At 64.7% G+C, this 23,671-nt stretch carries 21 protein-coding genes; 6 read left to right on the top strand and 15 right to left on the bottom strand.

Going from position 1 to position 23,671, the window contains the following annotated elements:
* Positions 1-4: 4 nt before the first annotated feature.
* Both soxY and soxX read right to left on the bottom strand, forming a co-directional pair.
* The gene (gene soxY / locus ABIC09_RS28190) at positions 5-490 is read right to left on the bottom strand and encodes a thiosulfate oxidation carrier protein SoxY (RefSeq protein WP_354111287.1); all 486 of its coding nucleotides are present in this window, start codon (positions 488-490) and stop codon (positions 5-7) included.
* 22 nt (positions 491-512) lie between these two features.
* Positions 513-869: a sulfur oxidation c-type cytochrome SoxX gene (soxX, locus tag ABIC09_RS28195; protein WP_354111288.1), complete on the bottom strand. Its 357-nt coding sequence runs from the start codon at positions 867-869 to the stop codon at positions 513-515.
* Between the two features lie 225 nt (positions 870-1,094).
* Between soxX and ABIC09_RS28200 the strand changes: the two genes are divergently transcribed.
* The gene (locus ABIC09_RS28200; protein ID WP_354031465.1) at positions 1,095-1,769 is read left to right on the top strand and encodes a DUF938 domain-containing protein; all 675 of its coding nucleotides are present in this window, start codon (positions 1,095-1,097) and stop codon (positions 1,767-1,769) included.
* Between the two features lie 122 nt (positions 1,770-1,891).
* Here the strand turns inward: ABIC09_RS28200 and ABIC09_RS28205 are convergent, their stop codons facing one another.
* The gene (locus ABIC09_RS28205; protein WP_354111289.1) at positions 1,892-3,958 is read right to left on the bottom strand and encodes a prolyl oligopeptidase family serine peptidase; all 2,067 of its coding nucleotides are present in this window, start codon (positions 3,956-3,958) and stop codon (positions 1,892-1,894) included.
* 218 nt (positions 3,959-4,176) lie between these two features.
* On the opposite strand from ABIC09_RS28205, the gene ABIC09_RS28210 reads away from it, so the two are divergent.
* Both ABIC09_RS28210 and ABIC09_RS28215 read left to right on the top strand, forming a co-directional pair.
* The gene (locus ABIC09_RS28210; protein ID WP_354111290.1) at positions 4,177-5,424 is read left to right on the top strand and encodes an MFS transporter; all 1,248 of its coding nucleotides are present in this window, start codon (positions 4,177-4,179) and stop codon (positions 5,422-5,424) included.
* A gap of 176 nt (positions 5,425-5,600) precedes the next feature.
* Positions 5,601-6,836: an MFS transporter gene (locus ABIC09_RS28215; RefSeq protein WP_354111291.1), complete on the top strand. Its 1,236-nt coding sequence runs from the start codon at positions 5,601-5,603 to the stop codon at positions 6,834-6,836.
* A 128-nt stretch (positions 6,837-6,964) separates the two neighbouring features.
* Here ABIC09_RS28215 and ABIC09_RS28220 read toward each other — a convergent pair whose 3' ends face one another.
* Positions 6,965-7,459, bottom strand: a complete 495-nt coding sequence (locus ABIC09_RS28220) for a VOC family protein (protein ID WP_148751029.1) — start codon at positions 7,457-7,459, stop codon at positions 6,965-6,967.
* Positions 7,460-7,569: 110 nt separating this feature from the next.
* On the bottom strand, positions 7,570-8,115 hold the full coding sequence (locus ABIC09_RS28225) for a carboxymuconolactone decarboxylase family protein (protein WP_148751028.1): 546 nt from the start codon (positions 8,113-8,115) through the stop codon (positions 7,570-7,572).
* A gap of 136 nt (positions 8,116-8,251) precedes the next feature.
* On the opposite strand from ABIC09_RS28225, the gene ABIC09_RS28230 reads away from it, so the two are divergent.
* Positions 8,252-9,451, top strand: coding sequence for an acyl-CoA dehydrogenase family protein (locus tag ABIC09_RS28230; protein WP_187434814.1), 1,200 nt, complete (start codon positions 8,252-8,254; stop codon positions 9,449-9,451).
* A gap of 144 nt (positions 9,452-9,595) precedes the next feature.
* Positions 9,596-10,735 carry an acyl-CoA dehydrogenase family protein gene (locus ABIC09_RS28235; protein WP_354111292.1) on the top strand — a complete coding sequence of 380 codons (1,140 nt, stop codon included), beginning with the start codon at positions 9,596-9,598 and terminating at the stop codon, positions 10,733-10,735.
* 299 nt (positions 10,736-11,034) lie between these two features.
* Here the strand turns inward: ABIC09_RS28235 and ABIC09_RS28240 are convergent, their stop codons facing one another.
* The 10 genes from ABIC09_RS28240 to ABIC09_RS28285 form a co-directional block, all read right to left on the bottom strand.
* Positions 11,035-12,072, bottom strand: a complete 1,038-nt coding sequence (locus ABIC09_RS28240; RefSeq protein WP_354084317.1) for an amino acid ABC transporter substrate-binding protein — start codon at positions 12,070-12,072, stop codon at positions 11,035-11,037.
* 54 nt (positions 12,073-12,126) lie between these two features.
* Positions 12,127-12,720, bottom strand: a complete 594-nt coding sequence (locus ABIC09_RS28245; RefSeq protein WP_354111293.1) for a L,D-transpeptidase — start codon at positions 12,718-12,720, stop codon at positions 12,127-12,129.
* Positions 12,721-12,917: 197 nt separating this feature from the next.
* The gene (locus ABIC09_RS28250) at positions 12,918-13,892 is read right to left on the bottom strand and encodes a hypothetical protein (protein WP_354111294.1); all 975 of its coding nucleotides are present in this window, start codon (positions 13,890-13,892) and stop codon (positions 12,918-12,920) included.
* Between the two features lie 83 nt (positions 13,893-13,975).
* On the bottom strand, positions 13,976-14,542 hold the full coding sequence (locus ABIC09_RS28255; protein ID WP_354111295.1) for a thioredoxin family protein: 567 nt from the start codon (positions 14,540-14,542) through the stop codon (positions 13,976-13,978).
* A gap of 31 nt (positions 14,543-14,573) precedes the next feature.
* Positions 14,574-15,272, bottom strand: a complete 699-nt coding sequence (locus tag ABIC09_RS28260; protein ID WP_354111296.1) for a cytochrome c biogenesis CcdA family protein — start codon at positions 15,270-15,272, stop codon at positions 14,574-14,576.
* A gap of 303 nt (positions 15,273-15,575) precedes the next feature.
* A complete protein-coding gene (locus ABIC09_RS28265) occupies positions 15,576-16,187 on the bottom strand; it encodes a sigma-70 family RNA polymerase sigma factor (RefSeq protein WP_148751021.1) in 612 nt (203 codons plus the stop codon).
* A gap of 319 nt (positions 16,188-16,506) precedes the next feature.
* On the bottom strand, positions 16,507-17,244 hold the full coding sequence (locus ABIC09_RS28270) for a response regulator (protein ID WP_148751020.1): 738 nt from the start codon (positions 17,242-17,244) through the stop codon (positions 16,507-16,509).
* A 39-nt stretch (positions 17,245-17,283) separates the two neighbouring features.
* Entirely contained in the window at positions 17,284-19,029 is a 1,746-nt protein-coding gene (locus ABIC09_RS28275) for an ATP-binding response regulator (protein ID WP_148751019.1), read from the bottom strand.
* Positions 18,999-21,020, bottom strand: coding sequence for a sensor histidine kinase (locus ABIC09_RS28280; RefSeq protein ID WP_187434821.1), 2,022 nt, complete (start codon positions 21,018-21,020; stop codon positions 18,999-19,001). The genes ABIC09_RS28275 and ABIC09_RS28280 overlap by 31 nt, the downstream gene beginning before the upstream one ends.
* A 62-nt stretch (positions 21,021-21,082) precedes the next feature.
* On the bottom strand, positions 21,083-22,078 hold the full coding sequence (locus ABIC09_RS28285) for a TRAP transporter substrate-binding protein (protein ID WP_354111297.1): 996 nt from the start codon (positions 22,076-22,078) through the stop codon (positions 21,083-21,085).
* 204 nt (positions 22,079-22,282) lie between these two features.
* On the opposite strand from ABIC09_RS28285, the gene ugpB reads away from it, so the two are divergent.
* Entirely contained in the window at positions 22,283-23,608 is a 1,326-nt protein-coding gene (ugpB, locus tag ABIC09_RS28290) for a sn-glycerol-3-phosphate ABC transporter substrate-binding protein UgpB (RefSeq protein WP_354111298.1), read from the top strand.
* Positions 23,609-23,671: the final 63 nt, after the last annotated feature.

A 23,671-nucleotide genomic window follows, 5' to 3' on the forward strand; every position in this document is an offset into this window, starting at 1 on the left:
TCTCCTAGCCGCCGCAGCCGCCGACGGTGACCTTCACTTCCTTGGTCGCGCTGTAGAGCTTGCCGTCGGCTTCCACGATCGCGGTCACGTTGCTGGTCTTGGCCATCTTCAGGCGGTTGGCGACAGCAGGCATCGTGCCCTCGGGAATCTTGTAGCTTGCTGCGAGCGCGTTCGGGTTCTCGGCGACAAAGAGCGAGATCGAGGTGACCTTGTCGAGCGTCGTCGTCACCGAGATCGGCACCACGCCGCCATTCTCGGCGATCTCGGGCGCATCGAGCATGACCTTGTCGGAGGGCTCGGCGGTCTTGCCGTAGAGTGCCTTGATGGCGTCGGCCTCGTTCTTCAGCTTGAACACCTCTTCCGGATATTTGTCGTTGGCCGCGGCGCGCACAGGCGCAAACGGCAGATTGCCGAGGCCGATCAGCGCGACCGAAGCAGCGCCCTGAAGGATCAGGCGCCGCGTCGGATGAGGGCCGGTATGTGCAGTCATCTCAGGTCTCCTGGGCCTGCCGTTACAGCGTCTGCAGGAAATCAACGATCGCGCTGATCTCCTGGTCGGTCAAAAGCCGGTTGCGGCCGAACGGCGGCATCATGGTCTGCGGATTGCGCTTGGTCTCGTCGAACAGGATCGCAACCAGCTCGTTGCGGTCGGGGTATTTTGCCTTGATGTCCTTCAGCTCGGGCCCGATGGTGCCTGGCAAGTCGCCGCCCTTGATGACGTGACAGGTCAGGCAATTGCCCTTGCCGCGGTCGAAGGCGAGCTTTTGGCCCTCGGCGATGGCGGACTGCGCCCACGCCGGGCGCGCGGCGAGGCCCGTGAGGACGACCATCGCGAGGAGCAGGGCGGGCTTGCGAGGAAAGGCGGTCAAGGCGTCGTTCCGAGGCTTATGATGTCTGCAAAAGATAATGTTCAAAAGCACAAAGGGCATGCCCTGACAATCAAGACTATGCAGGGCACAAAATGGCGTTAATATCTTCCGCATTGCAACTGAAGAGATAGATCGTTCATCAAGCCGGCTTCAACCGGCACGCGTTCGGGGCGTTTTGCCCCTGTTGCGTTTTGGTCTGCTTTTCTCGTTTTCCGGGGACATGAATTGGCTGAATATGTCGTTGAATTTGGCAGGGATGGTGGGCGGGTCGAATCCGACGGCCGTCTCGATGCGCCGGCGTTCCATCGCAATCACGAGCCGCTCTGGACAGCGCTCGGAAAGCATCTCATTGGGCGGTCGGGCGACGTGGTCGAGGTCGGCAGTGGAACCGGCCAGCACGTGGTCCATTTCGCCCGACACACGCCCGATCTGGTCTGGTGGCCGAGCGACCTCAACCAGCGCCATGTGAAGAGCATCGAGGCCTGGCGCGTGCATTCGGGGTTGAAGAACGTCCGCTCGCCGTTGCGGATCGATCTGTCCGATCCCGACTGGTGCCCGGAGATGAAGAGCGGGCAGGGGCCGAACAATCTTGCGGCCGTGTTCTGCGCCAATGTCATCCACATTGCGCCCTGGACGGTGGCCGAGGGCCTGTTCGCCGGTGCCGGCCGGTACTTGCGGTCTGACGGCCAGCTGATCCTCTACGGCCCGTTCAAGCGCGACGGCAAGCACACCGCACTCAGCAACGCCGTGTTCGATACGTCCTTGCGCGAAGGCAATCCCGACTGGGGCGTGCGCGATCTCGGCGATGTCGAGACGCTGGCGCGCGGTGCCGGCCTTCGTCTCGTCGATACCATCGACATGCCCGCGAACAATCTGACGCTGGTATTTGCGCGGGGTTAATTCGGGACGTCGTCATGCCCGGGCTTGTCCCGGGCATCCACGTTCTTTGCTCCGCAAGCTAAGACGTGGATGGCCGGGACAAGCCCGGCCATGACGATGTGGAAGCGTCAGCGCGCCAAACGCTAGCATTCATCCCGCCAACCAATCTTCTCCTTCAAGAACTGGAATCCGAGCACCTGGAAGCCGGCGCGCTCCTTGTTGTCCTTGCCGTAGCCGTGGCCGCCGGCGGCCGGCTCGTAGAACCAGGCCTCGTAACCCATCGCCTGCAGCTTCGCCGCCATCTTGCGCGCGTGGCCGGGATGGACGCGGTCGTCGCGTCGTGTCGTAGCGATCAGGATCGGCGGATAGGGCTGACCGGGTTTTGCATTGTGATAGGCGGAGTAGGTCTTCAGCCACTCCCATTCCTCGGGCTTGTCGGGATCGCCATATTCCGCGATCCAGCTCGCGCCCGCGAGCAGCTTGGTGTAGCGGCGCATGTCGATCAGCGGGATGGTGCAGAACAGCGCGCCGAAACGCTCGGGGTATCGCACCAGCATGTTGGTGATGAGGATGCCGCCGTTCGATCCGCCTTGCGCGGCGATGCGCTTTGGCTGCGTCACGCCGCGGCGGACGAGATCGGCGGCAACGGCTGCGAAATCATCATGCGACAGCCTCTTGCCGGCGAAACGGCCGGCATCGTGCCAGCGCGTGCCGAACTCGCCGCCGCCGCGCAGATTCGCCTGCACAACGGTGCCGCCGCGCTCCAGCCACAGCTTGCCGAGCGACGAATCGTAGTGCGGCTTCACCGCGAGACCGAAGCCGCCATAGGCGCTCATATAGACCGGCGCATCGCCGGTCTCGCCGGCCGGGCCGGTCTGCACATAGGGAATGCGCTCGCCGTCGACCGAGATCGCCTCGTGCTGCGTCACCACGAGGCCGTCGGCGTTGAACGTCTTCGGCGCCTGCTTCAGCACGGTCGGACTTTCGACGCCGCGCTCGATCAGCAAGAGCGACGGCGGCGTCAGCGGGTCCTGCACATTGGCGAGCAGGTCGCCATTGCTCTCGGACGAATGGCGATCGAGCGGCCAGACATCGACGACGCCGATCTCGGGAAGACCGCCGAGCGTCTCGCGGCTCCAGCCCGCGGCGGATGGCGTGCGGATCTCGAATCGCGGCTTCAGCTCGTCGAGGATCGACAGCACCAGCTTGCCCGCGGCCCAGAAAAAACCCTGTAGCGCTCGCCGCGGTCCGGGCTCGAACAGAGAAGTGAAGTCGCGGCTGCCGGCGAGGAACGATGAGAGCGAGATGCCGAGCAGGGCGTCGGCGGCATAGGTTCGTCCTTCGACCGACCAGTCCGTGCGCAGCTTCATCGCGAACCAGTCGCCATGCGCCTGCATCCAGATGCCGGTCGGCAGGTCGAGCTTCGTCGTGGTGCCGGCTTCGTCGCGCAGCCAGATGCCGTAATTGAAAAAGTCGATCTGGTCGATGATCCAGGCGCGCGGCTTCGCGCCGGTATCGTCCACGCTGCCGAAGATCCCCATATGATCGGCCGCGGTATCGAGGATGATCTGCGCTTGATCGACGCTCTCGCCACGCCGCCACAGGCGAACGGTCCTCGCATATCCGGAGCTCGTCACCATGTCATCGCCATAGGCGCTGGACAGCAGCAGCGTGTCCGGATCGACCCAATCGACGCCGCCCTTGGCTTGCGGCAGCGTAAAGCCGTCAGCAACAAAGCTCTTCGTATCCGCATCGAATTCCCGCAAGGTGACGGCGTCGCTGCCGCCGCGCGACAGGCTCAAGATGACCCGCGAGTGTCCCGGCTGCGAGCTGATCGAGCTCAGCAGCCAGTCCTCGCCTTCGCTCGCGGCGAGCTTGTCGATGTCCAGCACGATCTCCCACGCCGGATCGGGTTTGCGAAACTCCGCCAGCGTGGTCCGCCGCCACAGCCCGCGTGGGTTGGTGGCATCCTTCCAGACATTGTGCAGATGCGCCCCGCGCCGGCCGACATAGGGAATGTTGTCCGGACGATCGTAGATCGCCGCGAGCGCATCGCGGTCGCGTTCGAATGCCGCGCCGCCGAATCTGTCCAGCGTCAGGCGGTTCTGCCGTTCGACGAAATCGAGCGCGCGGGCGCCTTCGATCTCCTCCAGCCAGAGCCAGGGATCGTCGTCGGGAGCGCTGGGCGTAGGCCTGTTATCGACGGACATGAACGAAACTCCCTGAGATCGCGCGGCGGATAGGATTTGATCGCGCGCAAGCCGTCAAGAGCGCGGTCCGGTATGGTCCATCCGATTGCGTCAGAGGCATGGCCTGCGCCCGTTTGCGCCGGTTGCCCGCCCTTCCGCGCCCCGCCATAGTGCCGGGAATCACCAAGCCTTTTACTTACAAGCCTTTTACTTAAAGGACCCTGCGGGCGGAAATGCCGATGCTAGATGTGACTTCAGCCAATGAGATTGCCGATGACATCCGCGTGCGCGGCAATGTGGTGCGCCTCGCCGCAGCCCAAGCACTGACCGGCGCCAACTCGGCGGTGATCTTCGCCACCGGCTCGATCGTCGGCGCCACGCTCGCGCCTGACATGTCGCTCGCGACCGTGCCGCTGTCGATGTACGTGGTTGGGCTTGCGGCCGGCACGCTGCCGACCGGCGCGATCTCGCGCCGCTTCGGCCGCCGCTGGGCTTTTGTCATCGGCACCGGCCTTGGCACGCTCACCGGTGTCATCGGGTCGTTCGCGATCCTGCACGCCTCGTTCGCGCTGTTTTGTCTCGCGACCTTCCTCGGCGGCCTCTACGGCTCGGTGGCGCAATCCTATCGCTTCGCTGCCGCCGACGGTGCCAGCGCGGCCTACCGGCCCAGGGCGGTGTCGTGGGTGATGGCGGGTGGCGTGTTCGCCGGTGTGCTCGGTCCGCAGCTGGTGCAATGGACCATGGACATCTGGTCGCCCTATCTGTTCGCCTTCAGCTTCCTGGTGCAGGCGGCGGTCGCGCTGGTCGCGATGGGCATCGTCGCCGGCGTCGATATGCCGAAGCCGGCTCCGGCCGATCTGCACGGCGGCCGGCCGCTGCTCACCATCGTGACCCAGCCGCGCTTCATCGCGGCCGCACTGTGCGGCGTCATCTCCTATCCCATGATGAATCTGGTGATGACCTCGGCGCCGCTCGCCATGAAGATGTGTGGCCTCAGTCTATCCGATTCCAATTTCGGCATTCAATGGCACATCGTCGCGATGTACGGACCGAGCTTCTTCACCGGTGCGCTGATCGCCCGCTTCGGTGCACCCAGAATCGTCGCCGCCGGTTTGCTATTGGAAGCGGGCGCCGCCGGCATCGGTCTCTCCGGCGTCACCGCGATGCATTTCTGGGCGACGCTGATCGTGCTCGGCATCGGCTGGAATTTCTCCTTCATCGGTGCCTCCGCGCTGGTGCTGGAGACGCACCGCCCGCAGGAACGCAACAAGGTGCAGGCCTTCAACGATTTCCTGGTGTTCGGCATGATGGCGGTCGGCTCGTTCTCGTCGGGGCAGCTGCTCGCCAATTATGGCTGGTCGGCCGTGAACATGGTCGTGTTTCCGCCGGTTGTGCTTGGCCTCTCCGTGCTCTCTCTTGCGTCGTTCGCCCGCCGCCGCAGGGCGCGGTTGGCGGCCGCGATGGGCGAGTTCCCGGACGCGATCTGAGTTGGCAGGAGGCTGTCAGCAACGTTGACGCTTCGATCGCTGTCGAAGGGATTTTCGGGTACGAGTTATTAGTTGATGCGTCATGGCCGGGCTTGTCCCGGCCATCCACGTCTTGGACGCGCAGATCGAAGAACGTGGATGCCCGGGACGAGCCCGGGCATGACGGAGTAGGCAGCATGCTCGACAATCCTCAACACCCCGCGGCCGACGAATCCTCGCTCCGCTATGAAGGCTGGCGCATCGTCGCGGTCTGCTTCCTGCTTGCGACCTTCGGCTGGGGGCTCGGCTTCTACGGCCAGAGCGTTTATGTCGCCGAGCTGCAGCGCGCGCGGGGCTGGCCGGCCTCGCTGATCTCGTCGGGCACCACGTTCTTCTATCTGTTCGGTGCGTTGCTGGTCGTCTTCGTCGGTGAAGCCGTCCGGAAACATGGCCCCCGGATTTGCCTGATCGCCGGCACGGTGGCGATGGCGGCCGCTGCGGTCGCGATCGGCGCGGTGCGCGAGCCCTGGCAGCTCTATCTGGCGGATGCCGTGCTCGCCTTCGGCTGGGCCGGCACCAGTCTCGCCATGATCACCAACACGATCAGCCTGTGGTTCGATCAGAAGCGCGGCATGGCGATCAGCCTCGCCCTGAATGGCGCGAGCTTTGGCGGCATCGTCGGCGTGCCGCTGCTGGTGACGATGATCAGCCATATCGGCTTCGGAAACGCGATGTTCGCCACTTCCGGCGCCATGCTGGTGTTGCTGCTGCCGGTGATTTTGCTGGTCGTCGGCCGGCCGCCCGATCTCCATGGCTGGCAAGACGCTGCCAAGGCCAAGCCGCAATCATCGGCAGAGATCCGCTCGCGCGCGCTGCGCGATGTCGGCTTCCTCACGGTGACGATCGCCTTCGCGCTGGTGCTGTTCGCGCAGGTCGGCTTCATCGTGCACCTGATCTCGTTCCTCGATCCCGTGATTGGGCGCGAGCGTGCGGCCATGGCGGTCGCTGTGCTCACTGCGATGGCGGTGATCGGCCGTGTCCTGTTCTCGATGGTGATCGACCGCCTCAACCAGCGGCTGGCGTCGGCGCTGTCGTTCCTGAGCCAGGCCGCCGCGCTGTGCGTCGTGATCAATCTGCACAACGATTATATGCTGATCGCGGCCTGCGCGGTGTTCGGCTTCTCGGTCGGCAATCTCATCACGCTGCCGTCGCTGATCGTGCAGCAGGAGTTCGACTCCGCCTCGTTCGGCGTGCTGATCAGCCTCAACACCGCGATCAACCAGGTGACCTACGCGTTCGGCCCCGGCGTCGTCGGCATCCTGCGCGATTGGTCCGGCGGCTATTCGCTACCGTTCTATCTCTGCATCGCGCTGGAGCTGACGGCGGCCGCACTGATCATGGTGCGGGGGAGGCCGCGAGCAAGGCTTTCATAGAGGCGCGACGGCGCCTCAACAAACTCCGTCATTGCGAGGAGCCCTCGCGACGAAGCAATCCAGACTGCATCCGCGGAAAGATTCTGGATTGCTTCGCTCCGCTCGCAATGACGGGGTGAGAGCGGAGATCACCCCTCCCGCTGCTTCAGCAAGCCCTCGACATCCAGCCGCTTCGTGAACATCGCGAGCTTGCCATCCGGCCCGAACGGCCATTGCTCCCGCGGCTTGTCCCAATACAGCTCCACGCCATTCTCGTCGGGATCGCGCAGATACAGCGCCTCGGACACGCCGTGGTCGCTGGCGCCGTCCAGCGCAATGCCGGCCGAGAGCACGCGGTGCAGCGCGTCCGCCAGCGCCGGCCGCGTCGGATAGAGGATCGCGGTGTGAAACAGCCCGGTCGTGCCCCGCGGCGGTGGTGAGCCGCCCTTGCTCTCCCAGGTGTTGAGCCCGATGTGGTGGTGATAACCGCCGGCCGAGATGAAAGCCGCACTGGTCCCCATGCGCTGCATCAGCTCGAAGCCGAGCACGCCGCAATAGAAGCCGAGCGCGCGATCGAGATCGGCGACCTTGAGATGGACGTGGCCAATCCTGGTGCCGGCGGCGACGGCTTGGTTTTCCGACATGGTGGTGCTCCGTTGATGAACTCCACATAAGCCGAGCTTCGGGACAGCGCTACGGCCATATCCCGAAACCCAGTGTTTCCGGATGCGCAATTGCGCGTCCGGATACGAAGCTATGACAGCTCCAACACCTCGCCCTCGGGCAGCCCGAACTCAAACGTGTTCAGCGTCATCGACACCATCGTGTAATAGCCGCACAGCCCGATCACCTCGACCACGCCGCGTTCGCCGAGCAGCTGCACCGCCTTATCGTAGAGGCCCTTCTCGACGCCGTGGCCCTCATGCAGCGACTTCGCGAGATCGTAGATCATCCTGGCCTTGGGATCGTCGAACTCGGGCGTGCGTCGATCGCGGATCGCGTCGATGATTTCAGGATCCATACCACCGGCAAGCGCGAGGCCCTTATGCGCATACCATTCGTAATGCGCGGTCCAGTGCCGTGCCGTCACCAGGATCGCGATCTCCGAGAGCTTCGCCGGGAAGATCGTGTCGTAGCGCAGGACCTCGCCGAGCCGCGTGGCGTGACGGGCCATGTCCGGGCTGTTGAGCCAGGCCATCATCGGCGCAGGCGGCTTGCCGCGCTTGCCGGCAATCGACTCGTCATAGGTCTGCCGCTGGCTCTCGTTCATTTCGCCAGGCGAAAGAAGTTTCAGGCGCATTCGCGTTTCCTCTTTGTTTTCAAGCACCGCCGTGGCGCGACTATAGCGGACGACGGGCCGCGGAAGTGGTTGAATTCCGCAGTGCGATGGCCCAGAGTCGCGCCCAACAAGCCGATAGTGATTGATGGAAACGACCATGAGCGAAACAGAGACGGCTGATCTCGAACAATTCCGCAACGAGACGCGCGCCTGGCTCGAAGCCAGCTGCCCGCCGGAGATGCGCAAGCCCGCGACGTCGGACACCGACGTGTTTTGGGGCGGACGCAACGCAAAATTCTCGTCCGAGCCGCAACGCATCTGGTTCGAGCGCATGCGCGACAAGGGCTGGACCGTGCCTGACTGGCCGAAGGAGTATGGCGGCGGTGGCCTCAGTGCCGCCGAGCACAAGGTGCTGCGCACGGAGATGGGAAGAATCGGCGCCCGTCCGCCGCTGTCGAGTTTTGGCATCTGGATGCTCGGGCCGGCGCTGCTGAAGTACGGCAACGACGCGCAGAAGAAGGAGCATCTGCCCAAGATCGCGGCGGGCCTGATCCGCTGGTGCCAGGGCTATTCCGAGCCGAACGCGGGCTCCGATCTCGCCTCGCTCCAGACCCGCGCCGAGAGCGACGGCGACGATTTCGTCATCACGGGGTCGAAGATCTGGACCTCCTACGCCAACTACGCCGACTGGATCTTCTGCCTGGTGCGCACTGACTCGGCTGCAAAGAAGCACGACGGCATCAGCTTCATCCTGTTCGACATGACGTCGAAGGGCGTCACCACCAAGCCGATTCTCTTGATCTCCGGCTATTCGCCGTTCTGCGAGACTTTCTTCGACGGCGTCCGCGTGCCGAAGTCGCACGTGGTCGGCACCGTCAACCGCGGCTGGGACGTCGCAAAATATCTGCTCCAGCACGAGCGCGCGATGATCTCGGGCATGGGCGAGCGCGGCGTCGGCCGGCCGCTCGGGCAGATCGCGGCGGACTCCGTCGGGTCAGATGCGCAAGGCAAGCTCGACGATGCGATGCTGCGCGGCAAGATCGCCAGCTTCGACGTCGATGAAGCAGCCCTTGCGGCCTGTGCCGAACGTGCCGTCGATCTCGCCAAGGCCGGTCAGGCGCATCCGGCGTTCTCCTCGGCGATGAAATATTACGGCACCGAGCTCAACAAGCGCCGCTACGAGATCCTGATGTCGGCCGGCGGCGTCGACGCGCTGGAATGGGAGAGCGAGCGCTCGCGGCAAGGCGCCCGTCCGCGCGCCTGGCTGCGCACCAAGGCCAACTCGATCGAAGGCGGCACGACGGAGGTGATGCTCGGCATCGTCGCCAAGCGCATCCTGGATCTGCCGGGGGCGTGAGGCTTCTGTCATTCCGGGGCGCGCAACGCGCGAACCCGGAATCCATTCATCCACCAACTCCGTCGCCCAATGGATTCCGGGTCTGGCCCTCCGGGCCATCCCGGAATGACAGCGGCAAATAGATTTCGAATCGGAAACACGCACATGGCCCTCGTCCTCACCGAAGAACAATCAATGCTCCGCGATAGCGCGCGCGGGCTGATCAGCGACAAGGCGCCGGTGTCGCACCTGCGATCTCTGCGCGATTCCAAGGACCCCACCGGCTTCTCCAGGGAGCTGTGGCACTCCTTCGCCGAGATGGGTTTTGCCGGCTTGCTGGTGCCGGAAGAATTCGGCGGCAGTGGCCTCGGCTTCATGGAAGCCGGAATCGTCATGGAAGAGATCGGCCGCACCTTGATGCCGTCGCCCTTCCTCGCCACCAGCGTAGTCGCGGCCTCGGCGCTGAACCGCGGCGGCAATGCCGCGCAGAAGGCGGAGTTCCTGCCGAAGATTTCGAACGGCGCGCTGCTCGCGACGCTCGCGATCGACGAGGGCGCAAAGCATCGCCCGCTGCAGACCAACTTGCAGGCCGTGCGCGCCGGCAACGGCTTCAAGCTCTCTGGCGCCAAGGCGCTGGTCGTTGACGGCCACGTCGCCGATCTCTTCATCGTCGCCGCGCGCACCGCAGGCTCCGCCGGCGAGCGCGACGGCCTGACGCTGTTCCTGGTCAACCCCAAGGCCAGGGGCGTCGCGATCGAGCGCACCATCATGGTCGACGCGCATAATGCGGCGCGGATTGAACTCACCAATGTCGAGGTCAACGCCGACGGCGTGCTCGGCGAGGTCGATCAGGGCGCTGGCCTGCTCGATGGCGTGCTCGATATCGGCCGCGGCGCGGTCGCCGCCGAAATGGTGGGCCTCAGCGAAGAGGTCTTCAACCGCACCGTCGAGTATCTCAAGAACAGAAAGCAGTTCGGCAAGCTGATCGGCGAATTCCAGGCGCTGCAGCACCGCGCCGCCGAGCTCTATGTCGACATCGAGATCACGCGCGCCGCCACGATGAAGGCGCTTCAGGCGCTGGACGCGGACGTCGCCAAGGCCGCCTCGGCCGTCGCCGTGGCAAAAGCCCGCGCCGGCACCACCGCCACCCGCGCGGTGCAGGAAGGCGTGCAGATGCATGGCGGCATGGGCATGACCGACCAGTTCGACATCGGCTTCTTCATGAAGCGGGCACGCGTGTGCGAGGAGCTGTTCGGCGATGCGAACTACCACACCGAGCAGCTCGCGCGGGCGCGGGGGTATTGAGGGGCTGCTGGGACGCGAGCCTCGTACCTCACTCTCCGGTGTCGTCGCCCGGCTTGACCGGGCGAGCCAGTACGCCGTGGCCGCTCGATTGAAACACAATCGTCTCGGAATACTGGATCGCCCGGTCAAGCCGGGCGATGACAGTTGAGCAAGGAGAAAGCGCCCGCCCCAAACTCGTCATTGCGAGGAGCCCGCGACAAAATTGCGAAGCAATTTTGCGCTGGTGCGACGAAGCAATCCAGAATCTTTCCGCGGTGATAGTCTGGATTGCTTCGCTTCGCTCGCAATGACGAAGTGCCTTACCGCATCGGCGGCGCGTACTGCACGCCACCCGCGTTCCACAGCTGGTTCATGCCGCGCGGGATCTTCAGCTGCGACTTCTCGCCGATGTTGCGCTCATACATCTCGCCGTAATTGCCGACGCGGCGGATGATGCGCACGGCCCAGTCCTTGGTGAGGCCGAGCTGCTCGCCGTAATTGCCTTCGGTCCCGACCAGCCGCATCACTTCCGGCTTCTTCGACTTCAAGGCCTCGTCGATGTTCTCCGAGGTGACGCCGAGCTCCTCCGCGTTGATCATCGCGTAGAGCGTCCACTTCACGATCATCATCCAGTCGTCGTCGCGCTGGCGCACCACGGGGGCGAGCGGCTCCTTGGAGATCATGTCGGGCAGGATCATGTGATCGCCGGGCTTGGCCATGTTCAGCCGCAGCGCGTAGAGCTGCGAGACATCGGCGGTCAGCGTGTCGCACTTGCCGGTGTCGTAGGCTTTCACCACGTCTTCCAGCTTGTCGAACTTCACCAGCTCGTACTTCATGTTGTTGGCACGGAAATAGTCGGCGAGGTTGAGCAGCGTGGTGGTGCCTGATTGCACGCAGACCTTGCTGTCGGCGAGGTCCAGCGACGTCTCCTTGCCGCGCGAGCGCGGCACCATGAAACCCTCGCCGTCGTAGTAGGCGACCGCAGGGAAATAGAGATCGTAGTCGAGCTCACGCGACATGCTCCAGGTCGAGTTGCGCGAGAGGATGTCGACTTTCCGGCTCTGCAATTCCTTGAAGCGCTCGCTGGCATCGAGCGGCACGAACCTGGCCTTGCCCGGATCGTCGAAGACCGCGGCCGCCACTGCGCGGCAGAAATCGACGTCAAAACCAGTCCAGTTGCCCTTGTCGTCGGGGATCGAGAAGCCCGGCAGGCCCTTGTTGACGCCGCACAGCACCTCGCCGCGGCGCACGGTGCGCTTCAGCGTGCGGGTGTCGTAGAATTCGTAGGTGATGGCCAAGGCGGCGACCAGCACGGCAACCGCAAGCCCGATCAGCAGGCCGCCTCGAAATGTGCGCATCATGTTGCTCTCTCGAATTAATCGGGAAAAGGAATTCTGGAAGAGGCGGGATACTTAGAGCTCAGGCTTCTGCCGGATGACCACCTTGGTGCCAACAGGGACGCGATCGTAGAGGTCGGCGACGTCATTGTTGACGAGACGGAAGCAGCCCGAGGATACTTTGGTGCCGATCGTATCGGGACGGTTGGTGCCGTGGATGCGGTAGACGGTGGTGCCCAGATACATGGCGCGGGCGCCGAGCGGATTGCCGGGGCCGCCGGCCATGAAGCGCGGCAGATAGGGCTGGCGCTGGATCATCTCCGACGGCGGCGTCCAGTCCGGCCACTCCTTCTTGTTGGTGATGTTCACCAGCCCCTGCCACTGAAAGCCGTCGCGGCCGACGCCGATGCCATAGCGGATCGCGCGCCCGCCGGGCTGCACCAGATAGAGGTGGCGCTCCGTGGTCGAGATGATGATGGTGCCCGGCGCTTCGGTCGTGCGGTAGTACACGACCTGCTTCTGCCATTCCGGGTCGAGCTCGTAGCTGTCGTCGGCGACCAGGCCGGGCTCGTCGCCGCGGTCGGGCTGCTGGGCGAAGGCGTGCTGCGCCGACAGGATCAGGCCGATCGCAGCCACAAGCGCCCCGGTCAGGCGACGAAAATCCGACATTTCAAGCTCTCCCCGCTGCCACAGCGCAAATCGTCACGAACCATCTGAACTCAGGGGCAGCTTCGTGGCAAGTTCAAGGCGCGCCCAGCTGGTATGTCACGAGAATGCTTTGGTTTTTTGACGAGGCCCGGCAATGCCATGAACGGGGGATGGCGCGAAAAGCAGTGGCCACGGTTTCGCCTGTCGGTTGAGGCGTCCTAGATCTGACTGGCCGCTGGCCCAATCCCGAGCCGCCGGACGATTTCGGCGCCGACGGCGCGGGCCTCGTTGCGCGAGCCGATGCGGGGGCTGCGGAACCGTCGTCCGGACTGCAATCGGATCGCCACGATGCAGTGCTCGTCCTCGGACCGGCCGCGGCGCTCGATCGTGATCGCTTTCACGTCCTGCCCTTCGATATGGTCGGCGCGCATCTCGCCATTGCCCCAGAGGCGCTCGACGCGGATATCGCCCGCACGAATGATCCAGAAGGCGCCGGTCACGAGATTGGCGAACCTGTAGACCGCGAACGCTGCGATCACGCCGAGCGGCAGCGGCATGATGTCGATCAGATTGGGCGGCAAGCCGCGCCAGAGCCTGTAGGCATAGGGTGCGGCACTCAGCGCGACGACGATCAGGGCCGCGATCCGGATGTCTCTCTGCGAAAACGGCTCGACGGGGTCGCCAAGACGCATCTCGGGATTGCTGGCATCGAGCGGATTGACGGGGGCTTCGACGTCGGGAACGTCGAATTGAGCGGCGATCCGGGCCACGGTGTCACGCACATGCGTGACATCGGAGAGGGGCGGGGACGTCAGGCGCTCGCCCGAGACCAGCGTGAAGGCCAGCTGGAAGCGGGCTTTTGCGGTTTTGCTGCCGGGAACCTGTAATCCGAGGATGTCGTCTTTCGTGACGATCCTGGTCTGGAGCTTCCCGAACGGTCGCTGCCGTCCGATCAGGATCTCATTCGGCGTGATGATCCAGACCACCGCCGGGGTAAGCATCACGGTGCCGACGAACGTGGCGCCCGCCAGCAGCGCGACCACGGAGATGATCACTTCGAGGATGTCGTGCGTGAACAGCCCTGGCGTGAAACACAGCGCAACGGCCGCCGCAGAGCCGGCCACGACCAGCCGCTGCGCGATCGAGGAGCCTTCGCGAAGGCGGATGTCGTTGCTGGTGTTCGGGTCGTCCATTGCGGCGGCTGATGTCGGGGCCGCGAAACTCCACGGACGAGTCCGTGGAGTCAAGCGGCAACGCAACGCTGCCGCGGGCGGCGTCAGCTGCTGGCATTCAGCAATTTTGCCACGGTGCGGTCGATCTCGTCATAGCGGCCTTCGCCTTCGTGCTGGAACACGATCTTGCCGCTCTGGTCGATGATATATTGCGCCGGCCAGTATTGGTTGCGGTAGGCGTTCCAGGTCTTGGAATCATTGTCCTGCGCCACCGGATAATTGATGCCGTGGCGCTTCAGCGCGGCCTCGACGTTGGACGCCGAACGCTCGAACGGGAATTCGGGTGTGTGCACGCCGACCACGACCAGGCCCTTGTCTTTGTACTTGGCGTAGAGGTCGGTGACGTGCGGCAGGGTGTTGACGCAGTTGACGCAGCCATAGGTCCAGAAGTCGACCAGCACGACCTTGCCGCGCAGATCGGCGATGCTGAGCGGCTTCGAGTTGAACCAGTTGCTGATGCCGGCGAAGTCGGGCGCGGTCGCCGGCTGGCTGGCGGCCGCGACCTTGACCGGCGGTGCGGGCGCGGCCTCGCCGCAGATGCCGGGAATGACGGCGCCGGTGACGGCGAAGCCGATCAGCGCGGCCGAGACGGCGAGCAATTTGAAAGTCATGGAAGCGTCCTCCGGTGAAGATGAGAGATGATCACAGGCCGATCTGGCCGGTGGGGTAGAAGCCGGTGAGCCACGCCACGATCAGCGTGTCGTATTGGAAGTAGGCGGCGAGCGCGAAGGCGATCACGACCACGCCAAAGCCCTGCTGCAGCCGCGGCGAGATGCGCGCAAGGCTGCGCACGCGCGTGGTCGCGGCCTGTCCGCCATAGGCGATCGCCAGCATCGGGATCGCCGCACCGATCGCGTAGGCAATGAGCAGCGTGCCGGCCCAGGCCAGATTCCTCGAGGTCGCGACCAGCGTCAGGATCGAGCCGAGCACGGGGCCGGCGCAGGGCGTCCAGACCAGGCCCAGCGTTGTCCCGAGCACGAGGCCGCCGAGCGCGCCCTCGCGCTGCGCGCCGCCGCCAGCGCCGAGATCGAGCCAGCCATTGAGCCGGATCGACAGCCATTCGAACGGCGCCGGCCACAGCATCAGCAGGCCGAAGCCGAGCAGCAGGACCGAAGCCCCCTCGCGCAGCACATTCGGATCGAAATCGAATGCCTGCGTCAGCGCGCCGAGCAGCAGCGCGACCGCGGAGAAGGAGACGACGAAGCCGAGCGCGATCATCGCGGGGCGCAGATGCGAGGAGCGCCCGATCGAGGCGCCGAGCAGGATCGGCAACATCGGCAGCGTGCAGGGAGCCGCAATGGTGAGGATGCCGGCGAGGATGGCGAAGAGGAGGTCGAGCATGGGGCACTCGTGATGGAGGTCACGAGGGCAGTTCGGGATGGAGGCCGGGATCGTTACGCGGTGTCACGCGCTCGTGACGGAGCGATGTCCCGGCGCCCCCAAATAAAAACGACCCGGAGGGGGGCATCCCGTCCAGGTCGTTGGAGGTCTTGGGAGGTTTAACGAAACCGTATGCGATCTTTATAGGGACGAAGTTTTTCCGCCTGATGTTGTGGTTTGTTTCATTTGTTTCGTCGGCGGTAACGCTTCCGTGTCCCGGGACGGGGCCGGAAATCCGGTCCTATCCCATTGAAATCCTTGACCTCAGGCGGCGAAACGGTCGACGCCGCAAGTCTTAAGCAGATCGGCGAGCTGCTTTCGGGCGTAGAACATCCGGGTCTTCACCGTGCTCTGCGGGATGCCGATGATCTGCCCGACCTCCTCCACCGACTTCTCATGGTAGTAGACGAGGGTGATGATCTCGCGATGCGCGGGTGACAGCTTTTGCACGCAGGCGCGCAGGATGGCGCTGGTGTCGCTGCGGTCGAGCGAGGTCTCGGGCGTGTCGCAATTGTCAGGGATCTGGCGCACATCTTCCTGATCGATGTCCTCGAAGCGGCGCTGGCGCAGTGCGGTCAGCGCCTTGAAGCGGGCGATCGAGAGCAGCCAGGTCGAGACCTGCGAGCGGCCCTGGAATTGTCCGGCGGTGCGCCACACGTCCAGGAACACCTGGCTGACCAGGTCTTCCGCCGTGGTCGCGTCGCGCACGATGCGCAGGATGAAGCGGTAAACCCGCACGTTATGACGGCAATAAAGGATGTGCATGGACGTCCGGTTGCCGTCGGCAATGCTCTCGAGGAGCATGTCGTCCGAGGTCGCCTGAGCGGCAATGATGCTCTGGCTGGCTTGGGCGTTGATGGCGATGACGTTCGGCATTGACTTGGCTCCCCGGTGCGCCGCAACCGAGCGGCGTTTCCTTGGACCAAAGTGTTAATGAGCCAACGTTTCGGGACGTCTGCACGAAAAGCGGAAAATGGTTTCGTGCGCCGCCAAATTGTTTCGTCGGTTCAATCGCGACGAAACATTCAGGGCAAAAAAGCGTGGAATTTCAATGTGTGGAAAATACGGTACCGCGGAATTGGACTGGGAGGAACGAGTTTCGAAGCTTCGCGTTTGCGGGCGCCACACCTACCGCTGTCGTCCCGGACAAGCGTCAGCGCAGATCCTGGACGACGCCGTGGATGGTGCGTGGTGTCTACGCCTTCTCGCCGGCGGGCGAGAACAGATAGCCGCCGCCGCGGATGGTGCGGATCACGGCGGGTTTTGTCGGGTCGGGCTCGATCTTGCGGCGGATGCGCATGATGCGGAGATCGACGGCGCGGTCGAAAGCTTCGGCGTCGCGCGCATTGGCCAATTCCAGCAGGCGCTCGCGCGACAGCACGCGCTTCGGGTTGGCCGCGAACACCTTGAGCAGCCCGAACTCGGACGCGGTCAGCGGATGCTCGTTGCCTTCGTCGTCGCGCAGGGCCTGGGCTTCGAGGTCGAGCCATTTGGTGCCGAAGCGCACCAATTGATCCTTGTCCGATTTCGCGGGCGCCGCGCCGGCGCTAGCGGCTTTCGCCGGCGTGCTCCGCCGCAGCACCGAGCGGATGCGTGCCATCAGCTCGCGCAGCTCGCAGGGTTTTGCGACGTAATCGTCGGCGCCGAGCTCGAGGCCGACGACGCGGTCGATCGGGCTCGCGGTTGCGGTCAACATGATGACCGGCACGTTGATGCGGCTCTTGAGGTCGCGGATGATCGAGAGGCCGTCTTCCTCGGGCATGTTGAGGTCGAGCACGACGAGGTCGGGCATGCTGCCGTCGATCGCGGTGCGCAAGCTCTTGCCGCCGTCGCACAGCGTCACGGTGAAGCCGTGCATCTTGAGGTAATCGCCGACCATCTCCCGGGCCGGGGCCTCGTCGTCGACGATCATGATGTGCTGGCTTTGTGTCATGTCACTCAGATCTCGGTATTCAGAATCTCGGTACTCAAATTACGGTGTCTCGGTCGCAGGCAGGGTGATGGTGAAGGTCGAGCCCTTGCCCGGGCCGTCGCTGTTGGCGGTTACCTCGCCGCCATGCATGTCGATAATACGCTTGACGATGGACAACCCAAGCCCCGTCGAGCTCTCACCTGCGGTCGGTTTTGCCGATAGCCGCTGGAACCGGCCGAACAGGCGGCCGAGATCCTCCGGCGACAGGCCGGCGCCCTCGTCGCTGACGCGGATGATGGTGTCGTTGGCCTCATGGGTGACTGCGACGGCGATCTTGCCGGCGATCGGCGAATATTTGATGGCGTTGCTGATGAGATTATCGATCGCCTCGCGGATGCGATCGGTGTCGCACATGGTGACGATGTTGACCGGCGCGGTGACGTGGATGGCCTGCTGCTTGTTGACGGCGAGCGGCTGGTTGGCCTCGGCGACCTCCTTCACCAGTGCCGCGACGTCGACCGGCTCGCGGCGGATGGTGATGTCGAAGGCATCCGCCATCGCATCCGAGATCAGGTGATCGACCATTGAGGTCAGCCGCTTGGTTGCATCGCGGATGTGATCGACCTGGGCGCCCACGCCGCTCGCGGACGCGCCGGTCGAGATCAGCTCCTTCAGCATCTCGGTGCGGCCGAGGATGACGCCGAGCGGGTTCTTCAGATCGTGCGCGACGGTGCCCAGAATCTCGTTCTTGAAGCCGTTGGCGCGTTGCAGCCGCAGCCATTGCGCCGAGAGCCGGCGGTTGGCCTGCATCAGCGCGCGGGTGCGCTGGGCGACGCGGTCCTCCAGCTGCGTATTGGCGTCCTGGAGCTGCTGATAGAGGATGACGTTGTCGAACGCGATCGAGAGCCGACTGGAGAAGATCTCGACCAGCGAGCGGTCGGTCTCGGACAGGTCACGCTCGGCCTGCAGCAGCACCACGACCTCGCGGCCAGATCCGGTGCGTAGATAAATCACGCTGCGGTGGTCGGCGAATTCGTTCTTGCGGCGCTGGAACGCAGCCTCGACCATCTCACGCAAATCAGGGTCGAGCGCCTTCGACGTCGTGGTGCCGATGAAGCGGCTGTAGCAGCCGCTGCCGGCGAGCACCGAGAGCTCGGGATCGACGCCGCCATTGTCGCGCAAGACCAGTATACCGGCGCAGTCGACATTGAGCAGCGAGGCGAGCTGGGTCAGCACGCCCTCGGCGAGCCGCTGCATCGACTTGAAGTCGTACAGCGTCGAGGCGGCATCGATGATGATCTCGAGCCCGCGCCTTGTCTGCACCATGCGCTCGAGCTGCTGGTAGGAGCGCAGCGCCGCGGTCAGCGAGGTGAACAGCTTGTCGGCGGTGAGCTCGGTCTTGGCCTTGTAGTCGTTGATGTCGTACTGCACGATCACGCGCCGCTCCGGCGCCTGGCCGGGCTGTCCGGTGCGCAGGATGATGCGCACGGTCTCGTTCTTGAGCTCGCTGCGGATGTATTCGACTAGCTCGAGGCCGGCGACGTCGGTCTCCATGATGACGTCGAGCAGCACCGCGGCGATGTCGTTGTGCTCCGCCATCAGCTTGCGGCCTTCCGCCGCGGAATGGGCGGAGAGGATCTCGAGGCCCTGGCCGTTCAAGCTGTAGTCCGAGAGAGCAAAACGCGTGCCGTCATGCACGGCCGGATCGTCGTCGATGACGGCGATCTTCCATTTCCGGGCGTCCATATCCTCCGACGCGGTGCCGGTGTCGTCGATCAGGTGGAGGACATCGTCCTGTTCGGCCATTGCGAAGTCCCGTCACTTTCTGTGCCTTGCGCGCCGCCCTTGGCGATCCGCGGCATGATAATCCGAAAAGTAGTGCCTTGTCCCAGCTTGGATTCCAGCATCATCCGCCCGCCCAGCTGCTGGGTGACGAGGTTATAGACGATATGAAGCCCGAGTCCCGTGCCACCTTCATTGCGCCGGGTGGTAAAGAATGGGTCAAAGGCCTGGCGCTGCACGTCGGGGGTCATGCCGGCCCCGTCATCGGCGAAGATGATCTCGATATCGTCGGTGGCGCGCGGCCGCGCCGAGATGGTGATGGTGCCGGCGCGCCCGTCCGCGAAGGCGTGGTTGGCGGCGTTGAGGAACAGGTTGGTCAGGATCTGGCCATAGGAGCCGGGATAGCCGTCGAGCAGCAGCCCCTCGGGCACGTCGACCAGCAGCGTGATCGGCGAGCGCTTCAGCACGGGGCGCAGGCTCGCGATGATCTGGTCGGTGGCTTCGCTGAGTGAGAACTGACGCCGCTCGGCATGGGAGCGGTCGACCGCGACCTGCTTGAACGACTGGATCAGCTCGCCGGCGCGGGTGAGATTGGCGACCAGCTGCTGCGAGGCGTCGCGCGAGGACTGCACGAATTCTTCCAGCTGCGAGCGGCGCAGGCCGCCGTCGCCCCTGAGCTGGGCCTCGAAGATCTCGCTGCGCCTCGCAAAACTCGAGGCCACCGTCAGGCTGATGCCGATGGGGTTGTTGACCTCATGCGCGACGCCGGCGACGAGGCTGCCGAGCGCTGCGAGCCGCTCGGCGTCGATCAGGTTCTGCTGCGCGGCGTTGAGCTCGAGCAGCGCGCTCTCCGCCTTTTCCTTCGATGCCCGCAGCTCGTCCTCGGTCTCGCGCTTGGCGATCGCATTCTCGCGGAACACCTCCACCGCGCGCGCCATCGCGCCGACCTCGTCTCGCGCGCGCGTGCCTTGCACCTCGCGGCCGAGATCGCCGAGTGTGATCGCGCGCATCGACGCCATGATCTGCTGCAGCGGCAACCGGATCGACAGCGCGATCAAGACGCCGGCGCTAAGGATGATGCCGAGGAAGATCACCGCGATCGACAGCACCCGCCGCGAGATGTTCGCCAGCGTGCGGTCAAACGTCTCCTGCGCCTTCTGCTCGCGCCGGCGCATCTTTGTCGAAAGATCGTCGATGGCGCCGATCGCCTCGGCCTGGCTGGCGTCGATCGTGTTGCGCAGGAGCTCGGTGCGGCTCGTGAGCTGCTCGGACAGCTTTGCAAAACCCTCGCGCAGCGCCGTGGTGCGGGCGCCGAGCTTCTGCAGCGCCATGCGCTGCAGATCGTTGTCGGCGAGATCGATCATGACCGGAATGGTCTTCTCGATCGTCTCGGTGTTACGGCGCGCATCGTCGGCGGCACCCGGCGACAGCGACAGATAATAGGAGTTGGCCGCGACCAGCATCGCCGTGAAGGCCTCGCGCGACTTGCCGAGCGAGGGCCAGATCAGTGCGTCGCGATGGCCGGTGGCGCCCTCGATGATGGAGTAGAGGCCCGCCATGTCCTTGGCCGGGCCCTGCACCTGCTCCTCGTAGGTCCTGGCGATGGTCGCCTGCACGCTGCGCAGCTCGCCAAAGCCGTTGAGGAAGCGGTCGGTGGTGCGCTCCAGCTCCTCGACCGAGCCCGACAGCATCGGATCCTTGGCGGCGCGGTCGGTCAGCGTGCCGAGCACGGCCTCGCGCAGCAGCAGGATCTCGGCGAACAGGTCCGGGCTCGGCTGGTTGATGTAGCGGTGGATCAGGTTCTGCAGGCGCCCGGTCTCGCTTTCGAGCAGCGCCAGGACCCGGTCGGATTCGCGCACCTGGCGGACGTCGTCCCAGGCCGAGCCCAGCACCTGCGCGCCGTTCCAGATCATCGCCACCAGCACGATCACCACGGCGGAGTTCAGCGCCGCGATCGACAGGATGCGCCAGCGGATCGGCACCGCCCGCAGCGCGCCGACGAGCCGCGCACGCATCCGCCCGATCGGACCGGACGGCCGCTCTGCGAGCTCGCTATGTCCGGGCGCGGCCAGTCGTGTCACTCCACCTTGCGAATGCGTTCGATCAGCGCGGCCGCGGCGGGATTCTGCGCGGCCTTGGCGTAGATCGGCGCCATCGCGTCCTCGAACGGCTTGCGGTCGATGTCCTTGATCACGATGATGCCGGCGGCCTCCGCCTTGCGCTGCGACTGCTCCTCGAGGTCGCGCCACTTCTCGCGCATGAACTGGCTGGAGCGTTGCGCGGCCTCCCTGAAGATGGTCTGGTCGTCGGCCGACAGGCTGCGCCAGGCCTTGAGCGAGATCACCAGCACCTCCGGGCTCATCGTGTGCCCGGTCAGGGTATAGTAGCCGGCATATTTGTAATGGTCTGTCGTCACGAAGGATGGCCAGTTGTTTTCGGCGCCGTCGATCAGATGGGTTGCGAGCCCCGTGAGCACCTGCCCATAGGGCAATTCGACCGGCTCGGCGCCGAGCGAGCGGATCATCTCGCTCATCAACTCCGACTGCTGCACCCGGATCCGCAATCCCTTGAGATCGGTGATGCTCTTCAGCGGGCGGACGGCATTGTAGATCGAGCGTGCCCCGGAATCGTAGAAGGCTAGCCCGACGAAGCCGTAGGGCTCGAAGCTGCCCAAGATCTCATTGCCGATCGGCCCGTCCAGCACCTTCTGCATGTGCTCGATGGACCGGAACAGGAACGGCATGGCGAGCACGTTCATCGCCGGGACGAAATTGCCGATCAGGGCCACGTTGGTCCGGTTGAGGTCGATCGCGCCGGCGCGGGTCTGCTCGATCGTCTCCTTCTCCTCGCCGAGCTGGCGGGAGTGAAACACCTTGATCTCGTGCCGCCCGCCGGTGCGCTCGGCGATCAGCACGCCCATGTAGCGCAGCGCCTGGACGGTCGGGTAGTCCTCGGTCTGGGTGTCGGCGGCGCGGAATTCGCGCGCAGCAGCGTCCGTGGCGCAGATGGCGAGCAGAAGCGCGACGAAGATCACCCCGGCCCGCGAGAGTTCGGCACGGTTCAGCACTGGCACACTCAACCCCTCGGAGATGGAGTCTATGGCAGGACCAAAAGGTTCAATGCAATCTAGCAGATGGTCGAGGGAAGGCCATCCCGAGCCGCTCCCCCCGGCGCGATTGTGCGGCGCGACCGGCCTTTATTCCTGGTTGAAACCGCAGGTACCGCGCCTTAAGCAGGGTACGCTCGCCTTTTGCCGCTTGATCCGGGAAGCGCCATCGTGACTTCAGCATTGCGCCTTTTGCAGGTCGCCGCCGCCACCTTGGCCCTCGCCTTGAGCTGCGAGGCGCGCGCCGCCACCGACATCGCGTGGTGGCACGCCATGTCGGGCGAGCTCGGCAAGCAGCTCGAAAAGCTCGCCTCCGATTTCAACGCCTCGCAGTCCGACTATCGCGTCGTGCCCGCTTACAAGGGCAATTACACCGAGACGGTGACGGCCGCGATCTTCGCTTTCCGCTCGCGCAGCCAGCCCGCGATCGTCCAGGTTAACGAAGTTGCAACGGCAACCATGACCGCGGCCAAGGGCGCGATCTATCCGGTGTACAGCATGATGCGCGACATGGGCGAGCCGTTCTCGCTCAACGACTATCTTCCGGCGGTCTCCGGTTATTACACCGACGCCGCCGGCAATCTGCTGTCGTTCCCGTTCAACTCGTCGACACCGATCCTCTACTACAACAAGACCATGTTCCGCGACGCCGGCCTCGATCCCGAGACGCCGCCGAAGACATGGCCCGAGCTCGGCGCCGCTGCAAAGCGGCTGCGCGATCGCGGCGCCGTCTGCGGCTTCACCACGTCCTGGCCGTCCTGGATCCATGTCGAGAATTTTTCGGCGTTCCACAATCTGCCGCTGGCCACGCGCGCGAACGGTTTTGCCGGTCTCGATGCGGAATTGACCATCAACAATCCGGTCGTGGTCAAGCACATCGCCCAGCTCGCCGAGTGGCAGAAGACAAAGTTGTTCGACTATAGCGGCCGCGGCCAGTCGGCCGAGCCGCGCTTCCAGAACGGCGAATGCGGCATCTTCATCGGCTCTTCGGCGACGCGCGCCGACATCAAGGCGAATTCGAAGTTCGAGATCGGTTACGGCATGATGCCGTACTGGCCCGACGTGAAAGGCGCGCCGCAGAATTCCATCATCGGCGGCGCCACGCTGTGGGTGCTGCGCGACCGGCCGCGCGACGAATACAAGGGCGTGGCGCGGTTCTTCGCCTATCTGTCGCAGCCCGGCGTGCAGGCCGCCTGGCATCAGAACACCGGCTACCTGCCGATCACCCGTGCCGCCTTCGAGCTGACGCGCGCGCAAGGATTCTACGAGCGCAATCCGGGCTCGGCGATCTCGTTCGAGGAGATCACGCTGCATCCGCCGACCGAGAATTCGAAAGGCATAAGGCTCGGCTCCTTCAACCTGATCCGCGGCACGATCGAGGAGGAGCTTGAGCACGCCTTCGCCGGCCAGAAGAGCGCGCAGGCCGCGCTGGACGCCGCCGTCGAGCGCGGCAACAAGCTGCTGCGCCAGTTCGAGCGCGCCAGCCCGGATAGGTAGCGGCGGGATGGAAGCTTGCCGATTGGAGCGCGAGACCCTCCACGTCGTCATGGCCGGGCTTGT

Source organism: Bradyrhizobium sp. S3.12.5 (assembly GCF_040548225.1).
Classification (GTDB): Bacteria; Pseudomonadota; Alphaproteobacteria; order Rhizobiales; family Xanthobacteraceae; genus Bradyrhizobium; species Bradyrhizobium cytisi.